The sequence below is a fragment of the Vannielia sp. genome, assembly GCF_029212645.1.
In the GTDB taxonomy this organism is placed as follows: Bacteria; Pseudomonadota; Alphaproteobacteria; order Rhodobacterales; family Rhodobacteraceae; genus Vannielia.
This window is the reverse complement of the sequence record NZ_JARGND010000079.1, coordinates 1-7,681: the sequence shown is the minus strand read 5'-3', so window position 1 is coordinate 7,681 and position 7,681 is coordinate 1. Positions and strand designations below refer to the sequence as shown.

General features: G+C 64.1%; 6 protein-coding genes. All 6 read right to left on the bottom strand.

The window, feature by feature from the left end; translation table 11 throughout:
* Window positions 1–39: 39 nt before the first annotated feature.
* Window positions 40–960: a UDP-3-O-acyl-N-acetylglucosamine deacetylase gene (gene lpxC / locus P1U55_RS15365; protein WP_301048514.1), complete on the bottom strand. Its 921-nt coding sequence runs from the start codon at window positions 958–960 to the stop codon at window positions 40–42.
* A 223-nt stretch (window positions 961–1,183) separates the two neighbouring features.
* Entirely contained in the window at window positions 1,184–2,914 is a 1,731-nt protein-coding gene (gene ftsZ / locus P1U55_RS15360; protein ID WP_301048513.1) for a cell division protein FtsZ, read from the bottom strand.
* A gap of 323 nt (window positions 2,915–3,237) precedes the next feature.
* On the bottom strand, window positions 3,238–4,572 hold the full coding sequence (gene ftsA, locus P1U55_RS15355; RefSeq protein ID WP_301048512.1) for a cell division protein FtsA: 1,335 nt from the start codon (window positions 4,570–4,572) through the stop codon (window positions 3,238–3,240).
* Window positions 4,572–5,507: a cell division protein FtsQ/DivIB gene (locus P1U55_RS15350; RefSeq protein WP_301048511.1), complete on the bottom strand. Its 936-nt coding sequence runs from the start codon at window positions 5,505–5,507 to the stop codon at window positions 4,572–4,574. Before P1U55_RS15350 ends, ftsA begins: the two co-directional genes overlap by 1 nt.
* Window positions 5,495–6,415 (bottom strand): D-alanine--D-alanine ligase, encoded by a 921-nt coding sequence (locus tag P1U55_RS15345; RefSeq protein WP_301048515.1) that lies wholly within the window; start codon window positions 6,413–6,415, stop codon window positions 5,495–5,497. Before P1U55_RS15345 ends, P1U55_RS15350 begins: the two co-directional genes overlap by 13 nt.
* A gap of 87 nt (window positions 6,416–6,502) precedes the next feature.
* Window positions 6,503–7,441, bottom strand: a complete 939-nt coding sequence (gene murB, locus P1U55_RS15340; RefSeq protein ID WP_301048510.1) for a UDP-N-acetylmuramate dehydrogenase — start codon at window positions 7,439–7,441, stop codon at window positions 6,503–6,505.
* Window positions 7,442–7,681: the final 240 nt, after the last annotated feature.

Genomic DNA, 7,681 nt, shown 5'->3' with positions numbered 1-7,681 from the left:
CGTGCCTGCGGCGTTTGGAGGGTCGCCGCAAAGCGGCTCTCAGGCCACCAGGCGCAGGTCTGCGGCGGTGATGCCGGTGCCCGGCAAGCGGCGGGCGGTTTCTGCGTCACAGGTGATGATTTCATAGGCGTCGCGGTCGGCAAAGAGGGCGATCAACAGGCTGTTGGTCAGCGCGTGCCCGGCCCGCTCGCCGCTATAATGGCCCAGAATCGGCAGGCCCGCCAGCGCCAGATCTCCCAGCGCATCCAGCATCTTGTGGCGTACCGGCTCATCGCGGTGGCGCAAACCACCCGGCGAAAGAACCGCATCCCCTTCAACAACAACCGCGTTGTCATAGGTGCCGCCAAGCGCCTTGCCCTCAGCGCGCATCGCATCCACATCGGCAGCGCGGCAGAAGGTGCGGCTGTCACAAAGCTCGCGCACAAAGGTGCCGTTGGCCATGTTGAGGGTCTTTTCCTGCTGGCCGATCGCGCCATCGGCAAAATCAATGCCAAAGCTGATCGAAAGGCCGTCCGACGGCTCAAGCCGGGCGCGCGCATCACCACGGCGCACCTCCACCGGCTTCAAAATCCTGATCGCGCGCACCGGCGCGGAGAGGCGGCGCAGGCCAACCTTGAGGATCGCTTCCACGAAGGGCGCGGCGGACCCATCAAGGATTGGCACCTCGGGGCCGCTGACCTCGACAATGGCGTTATGCACACCGCAACCCGCCAGAGCGGCCATCACATGCTCAACCGTGGAGAGCGTCACGCCATCGGCGTTGCGCAGAAGGGTGCAAAGGGGTGCCTGCTCAACCCCATCCCAACGGGCGGGAAGGAATGGGTCGCCCTTCACAGCATCGGTCCGGCGAAACCAGATCCCCTGCTCAGCCACGGTCGGCTTGAGCGTAATCCTCGCGGGACGGCCCGAATGGAGGCCGACGCCTGAGAGCGTGATGGATTTGGCAAGCGTGGTTTGCACCTGGGCCTCTATTCAAAACGCCGGACCCGTCGCCCGACCCATCCCAGATAAGGCCGCGCGGCCTCAGGCTCAATTCAAAGATTGCAACGCTCTGTAACATGGCTTTCAAAGGGTTAAGCAAGACCCCGCCGCGTACATCAACTTTCCGGCGCAATTGCCTTGCCCACAACGAAAAAGGGCCGCTCTCGCGGCCCTTCTGTTCATATGGATAACGTGAGCGACCCTAGTTCGCCTGACGCCGCAGGAAGGCCGGAATTTCGATCCGCTCCTGCTCTGGATCCACTTCTTCCTCATGTGCCGCGTTGGTGTTGTAGCTCGGCATCGCCGGGCGCGAGGCCGGGGCGGCATGGCTTACCGGAGGCTCGCGGTGAGCCGGAGCGGCGGGCTGCTGGCCCGGCTCTGCGCCGTGGCCTGCCATGCGTGTGATCAGCGAACCGATCCCAAAGCGCGACTTGTGATCTTCGCCAGCAGCGGGCTGCGGGGCGGCGTGTTGCTGCGGAGCGGCCTGTGGCTGGCGATACTGCGGCGCGTCATCAACCGCGCCACCGGGAACCTTGCGCACCGCGCTCTGAAGCCGGGCCAGCGCCTCGGCAGAGGGGGTGCCGGGAACGTGGCGCTGCTCGGCGGCATAGGCCTCTTCCTGCGCTTCAAGCGACTGCGGCGCGCTGGCCTCGGCGGCCGGGCGATAGGCAGGAGCGGGCAAGCCGTCATCGGCCTGAGGCGCGGCGTCTTCCTGTTCCGTCGCGCGGAACGCCGGGAAAACCGACTGGTCTTCGGCCTCGGCGCGCGGCTGCGGTGCAGGCTCTTGCGCCGGGGTGGTCTGCATCCCGGTCAGCGACACACCGGCCGTTGCGGCAGGCGCAGCAGCGGCGGATGCGGCGGCAGCAGCAGCTTCGGCGGCGGCGCGCTCTTCATCGGCAACCGCTTGCGCGTTTTCCAGCGGGCGGGCCATCGAGCGACGGGCAACCGGAACTTCGCGCTCGGCGTCCATCACGTCGATCCCGGTGGCAACCACCGAAACCCGCATGAAGCCTTCCATCGCGGTATCCAGCGTGGAGCCAACGATGATGTTGGCGTCGCTGTCGACCTTCTCGCGGATTTCGTTGGCCGCTTCGTCGAGTTCGAACAGGGTAAGATCGTGGCCGCCGGTGATGTTGATGAGAACACCCTTGGCACCATTGAGGCTGATCTCGTCGAGCAGCGGGTTGGCAATGGCCTTCTGCGCGGCCTGCTTGGCGCGATCTTCGCCCTCGGCCTCGCCGGTGCCCATCATGGCCTTGCCCATCTCGTCCATTACCGCACGCACGTCAGCAAAGTCGAGGTTGATCAGGCCGGGGCGCACCATCAGGTCGGTCACGCCCTTCACGCCTTGATACAGCACATCATCGGCCATGGCGAAGGCATCGGTGAAGGTGGTGTTTTCGTTGGCGAGGCGGAACAGGTTCTGGTTCGGGATAATGATCAGCGTGTCCACAACCTTTTGCAGGGCTTCAACACCCTCCTCGGCCTGGCGCATCCGCTTGCCACCTTCAAACTGGAACGGCTTGGTCACAACACCCACCGTCAGCACGCCCAGCTCGCGGGCGGCCTGCGCGATGATCGGCGCGGCGCCGGTGCCGGTGCCGCCGCCCATGCCAGCGGTGATGAAGCACATATGCGCCCCCGCCAGATGGTCGATGATTTCTTCGATGGTTTCTTCAGCGGCGGCGGCCCCAACGGTTGGGCGCGCACCGGCCCCCAGCCCTTCGGTAACCTTCACACCCATCTGCACCCGGCTCGGGGCGGCAGATTGCTGAAGCGCCTGAGCGTCGGTGTTGGCAACGACAAACTCGACCCCGTCGAGATTCTTTTCGATCATGTTGTTGACGGCGTTGCCGCCAGCACCGCCGACACCGAAAACGGTGATGCGCGGCTTGAGATCGACTTCCGTCGGCATGGTGAGATTCAGTGTCATGTGTGTTGTCCGCCTGTCTGTTCGTCCGTCGCTACAATTTCGAAGCCCCCCGCCCGGACACTTCGCCCCCGAACCACCGACGCGCCCCAACCGCGAAAAATGACTCGAAATTTAGACTACATTATCTTCCGCCTGCGCCTGCGTCACCCAAAAAACGTGAAAACGCCACAATTTATGGGGTAAAACGCGCGGATTTTCGCCGGATGTGGAACAAAACGCCAGATACGGTGTTTTCATAGGCGCATCTCTACAAGGCAGCGCGCCGAAACCGCCGCTTTCTCCACAGAATCAACCCCTCACGCGGCCATCACACCGCCCTGCCCTCACCAGTTGTCGCGAAACCATTTGACCGCGCGTTTCAGCGAGCGGGCCGGGTATGTATCGGCGGGGATGTCAAAATCCCACCATTCGTCTTGCGGGTGGGCCGAGTAGAGGCAAAGCCCCACAGCAGCCGAAAACGCCGGGCCGGTTGCCGCCTGCGGCAGGCCCTGCACCCGAAGCGGGCGGCCAAGGCGCACCTGCTGGCCCAGGATGCGCGAGGCAAGCTCATCCAGCCCAAGGATCTGGCTGCCGCCGCCGGTGAGCACGATCTGCTGCGCCGGGAGGTGGTCAAAGCCCGCTGCATCAAGCCGCGCGCGCACCTCTTCCAGGATCTCTTCCACGCGGGGCCGCATGATGCCGATCACCTCAGAGCGCGACACCGAGCGCTGGTCATGTTCCCAATCGCCGGTATCACCGCCCAGCGGGATCATGTCACGGTCATCCATGCCGGTGGCAACCACGCCGCCATGGCGGGTCTTGATCGATTCCGCCTTTGACGGATGCACCTGTAACCCTTGGCTGATGTCGCGGGTCACATGGTGGCCACCGATCCGCACACTATCGGCATAGATCATGTGCTTCTTGATAAAGACCGAAAGCGTGGTCGCCCCGCCGCCAAGGTCAATACAGGCCGCGCCAAGCTCTTGCTCATCCTCAACCAGCGCCGAAAGCCCCGACACGTAGGCCGATGAGGCCACGCCCGCGAGTTCAAGATCACAGCGCTTGATACAGTAAAGCAGGTTCTGAATGGCCTGGGTTTCAACCGTGAGCAGGTGCATGTCGGCGGCAAGACTGTTGCCGATCTGGCCACGCGGATCAATCAGGCCCGAGCGGTGATCAATGGCAAAGTTAACCGGATGGGCATGCAGCGCCTCGCGCCCGGCCCCAAAATCAGGCACCACGCAAGAGGCCATCACCCGGGCCACATCGGCCTCGGTCACAACGCTGTCGGCCAGATCAACCTGCCCATCAAGCCCGTAACTGCGCGGGCGCGCCCCGGCGAAGGCGGCAATCACATGATCCACCCGCACCCCGGCCATCTTTTGCGCCGCCTGCACGGCGGTGCGAATGGCGCGCTCGGTTTCCTGCATCGTGTCGATCTCGCCAAAGGACACGCCGCGCGAGCGGGTTGTGGCGGCACCGATCACCCGGAAGCTGGATTGCCCGGCCAGCGAGCCAACCCCATCGCTTTCGCGAAAGCGGTCCGGCCCGTCAAACCGCAGCACAAGGCAGGCGATCTTCGACGAGCCCACATCAAGAATGGCAATGACCCCACGGTCCATCGCCTGTTTGCGCATCCGCCGCATGGCGCGCTGGTTTTCATAGAGATCGGTCATCAACCGTTCGAGGCCCCCAACTCCAGAGATTTGATGCGGCGGAATTTCTCCACCGCGCCCGGTGCCATCCGCAAGGTGGGACGGCCCGGAATTCGCATGTCGATCACCGCGAGATCGCGGTCGAGCATATCTTCGGCCTGATCCAGCGCGATAACCCGCTCAAGTGCGCGCACCGGGTCCTGCTCGGGAAGCTGGATCACCTGATCGCGGTCAAGCACCACATCCCAGCGCCGTTCGCCGCGCCGCACCAGCCCGCGCAGCCGCCCGTTGAGCGGGCCGGAGGCGGCGTAAAGCGCCTGCGCCTCGGCCACCGCTTCGGGCTTGTCGGCCCCGGTGCCCGCCACCAATGGCAGATCGGGGCGCTGGGTGCGGGTAATGAGCGGGGCCACGCGATGCCCGGTGGAATCAATCATGGTGAGGTTATTTTTGCGGTCCCGCCACACCAGCACAGGCAGGCGCTCTTCAACCTCCACATGCAGCACCCCGCCAGAGCGGATGCGCACATGGGCGCGCGCCACCGCATCAAGCTGCTCAATCGCGGCGCGGGTCGTATCAAGGTTCATGTCAAAGGACGACAGCGGAAATTCGTAAGGCACCAGCGCCCGCACATCGCCCGCCAGCTCGTCAGACGCGCCATCAATTGCCAGCATCTGCACCATGAACTCAGGCCGCTCCTGATAGGAGCGTTGGATTTCGGTGATCTTGTCGGTGATCGCGCTGCGCCGCCCTTCGTCGGAAAAGTAGCCAAGCCCGATCAGCCCAACCACCGCCACAGGCACCCCGATCCGCAGCAAACGGCGGTAAAATGGGGTGAGCCACAGCCGGTTGAGCCGGTAAGCCACGCGCGACGGTGCCGGATCACGCCTGACCGGAGCCTCGCCTCCCGGTTTGCGGGCGAGCGGCGGAGTGGTGACGGCACGCTTTAGCGGTTGCATGAGGCATCCTCCACGATCCAGCGGCAGAACGCCCCAAAACTGTAGCCCGCGTGCTCGGCGTGCTCCGGGGTAAGCGAGGTGGGCGTCATCCCCGGCTGGGTGTTGGTTTCCAGCAGCACAAGCCCCGCTGCGCCCCTCGCGTCATCCCAGCGAAAATCGGTTCGCGAAACGCCACGGCAACCAAGCGCTTCATGCGCACGGGCGGTGTAGTCTTGGCAAAGTTCGGTGATCTCCTGCGGAATATCAGCCGGGCAAATGTGGCGGGAGCCACCCTCGGCATATTTCGCCTCATAATCATACCAACCCTCGGTAACGATCTCTGTCACCCCAAGCACACGGTCGCCCATCATTGAGCAGGTCAGCTCACGGCCGGGCGCGAAGGCTTCAACCATCAGCACCTCAGGCGCGCCCTCTGCCAGCTTGGGCGGGGTGTTGGCCGCTTCATTGACGATATAAATACCAACCGACGAGCCTTCGTTATAAGGCTTCACCACATAGGGCGGCGCCATAACGTGCTTTGCGGCAATCTCTTCACGCTTGGCCAGCAGGCTCTCGGCCACCGGCAGGCCAGCGGCGCGATACACCAGCTTGGTGCGCTCCTTGTCCATCGCAAGGGCCGAGGCCAGCACACCGGAATGGGTATAGGGAAGGTGCAGCCACTCAAGCAGGCCCTGCACCCGGCCATCCTCGCCAAAACGGCCATGCAGCGCGTTGAACACCACATCAGGGGCCACTTCGCTGAGCCGCGCGGCCAGATCAGGCCCGGCATCAACCTCAACCACATCAAAGCCCTCAGAGCGCAGCGCCTCAGCGCACTCCGCTCCCGTGGAGAGGGATACCTCCCGCTCCGCCGAAGGCCCTCCCATGAGGACCGCGACCTTGAGGACTGTCCTGCCCGACATGCCCAGCCTTTGCCAACGGGGCACGGATTCCACGCGTTGATCGCGCGCCTTGCCCCTATTTTTCATTGATGCTTGAGCCGGGTCGTTGCCCGCTCAGCCGCCTGCTTTCGATGGGGTCGGTTCGCCGACCCTCATGATCTCCCACTGTAGCGATACACCACTGGTTTCGTAAACCTTTTTTCGTATCTCTTCGCCGAGATTTTCAAGATCCGCCGCCGTGGCCCCTCCCGCGTTGGTCAGGAAGTTCGAGTGCATCTCGTTCATCACCGCGCCACCAAGGGTCGCGCCGCGCATTCCGGCCTCGTCGATCAGCTTCCAGGCCTTCAGCTCATGGGTGTCATCCGCTTGGCCGGTTGAGGAGTAGCCCGCCGGGTTGCGAAAGGTTGATCCGGCGGTGCGGTCCTTCGTGGGCTGGGTCGCATCGCGCTTGGCCAGTTGCTCGGCCATCCGCGCCTCAAGCGCCTCCGGGTCGCCCTTGGGCGCGGTGAAGGTCGCGCCCACGATCACCGCGCCCTCCGGCAGGGTTGACTGGCGATAGGCCAGCTCCAGCGCGGCAGGTGAAACCACAAGCAGCCGCCCGTTGCGCAACACCACCTGCACCTCGGCCAGATGGTCGGCCACATAGGTGCCATAGCAGCCCGCGTTCATCCGCACCGCCCCGCCGATCGCGCCGGGAATGGTGCGCAGAAAGGTCAAATCCAACCCCGCCGCCGCCGCCTTGCGCGCCACATGGGCATCCAGCGCAGCGGCCCCTGCGGCCACGCGGGTGCCGTCAATCTCGATCCCGTTAAAACCCCGCCCCAGCCGAACCACCACCCCCCGAATGCCACCATCCCGCACGATGAGGTTAGAACCAACCCCCATCGGAAACACCGGAATTTCCGGCGGCAACTCAGCCAGAAAGCTGCGCAAATCCTCCAGATCGGCCGGCTGAAACAACCAATCCGCCGGCCCCCCAACCCGCAACCAGGTGAGATCATCAAGCGAACGGGCGGGCGTAAGAGGGCCACGAGGCGTGGGAAGTTTGCTCATGCTGAGGTTATGAGCAAACCCGCCGCTGAGTGCAATCCGATGGAGAGGCCGTGCAGCGCCAACCCGCGGCGCCGTTCTGCGCTTGGCACAACAACTCTATGGGAGTCCTCCGCCGCCGAGCGACGAATACCAGTCGAGAATGTCCTGAAGCGACTTCCACCGCTTGAACATCTTGATAAGCCCGTCGGCAAAGCCGGTCGCCTTGTCAGCATGGGCTTTACCCTTCTCAATGTAGTGTCC

Excerpts from the sequence above, each read along its gene's own strand:
- P1U55_RS15350 (WP_301048511.1), bottom strand. The coding sequence starts at position 5,507 with ATGCAACCGCTAAAGCGTGCCGTCACCACTCCGCCGCTCGCCCGCAAA.
- ftsA (WP_301048512.1), bottom strand. The coding sequence starts at position 4,572 with ATGACCGATCTCTATGAAAACCAGCGCGCCATGCGGCGGATGCGCAAA.
- murB (WP_301048510.1), bottom strand. The coding sequence starts at position 7,441 with ATGAGCAAACTTCCCACGCCTCGTGGCCCTCTTACGCCCGCCCGTTCG.
- ftsZ (WP_301048513.1), bottom strand. The coding sequence starts at position 2,914 with ATGACACTGAATCTCACCATGCCGACGGAAGTCGATCTCAAGCCGCGC.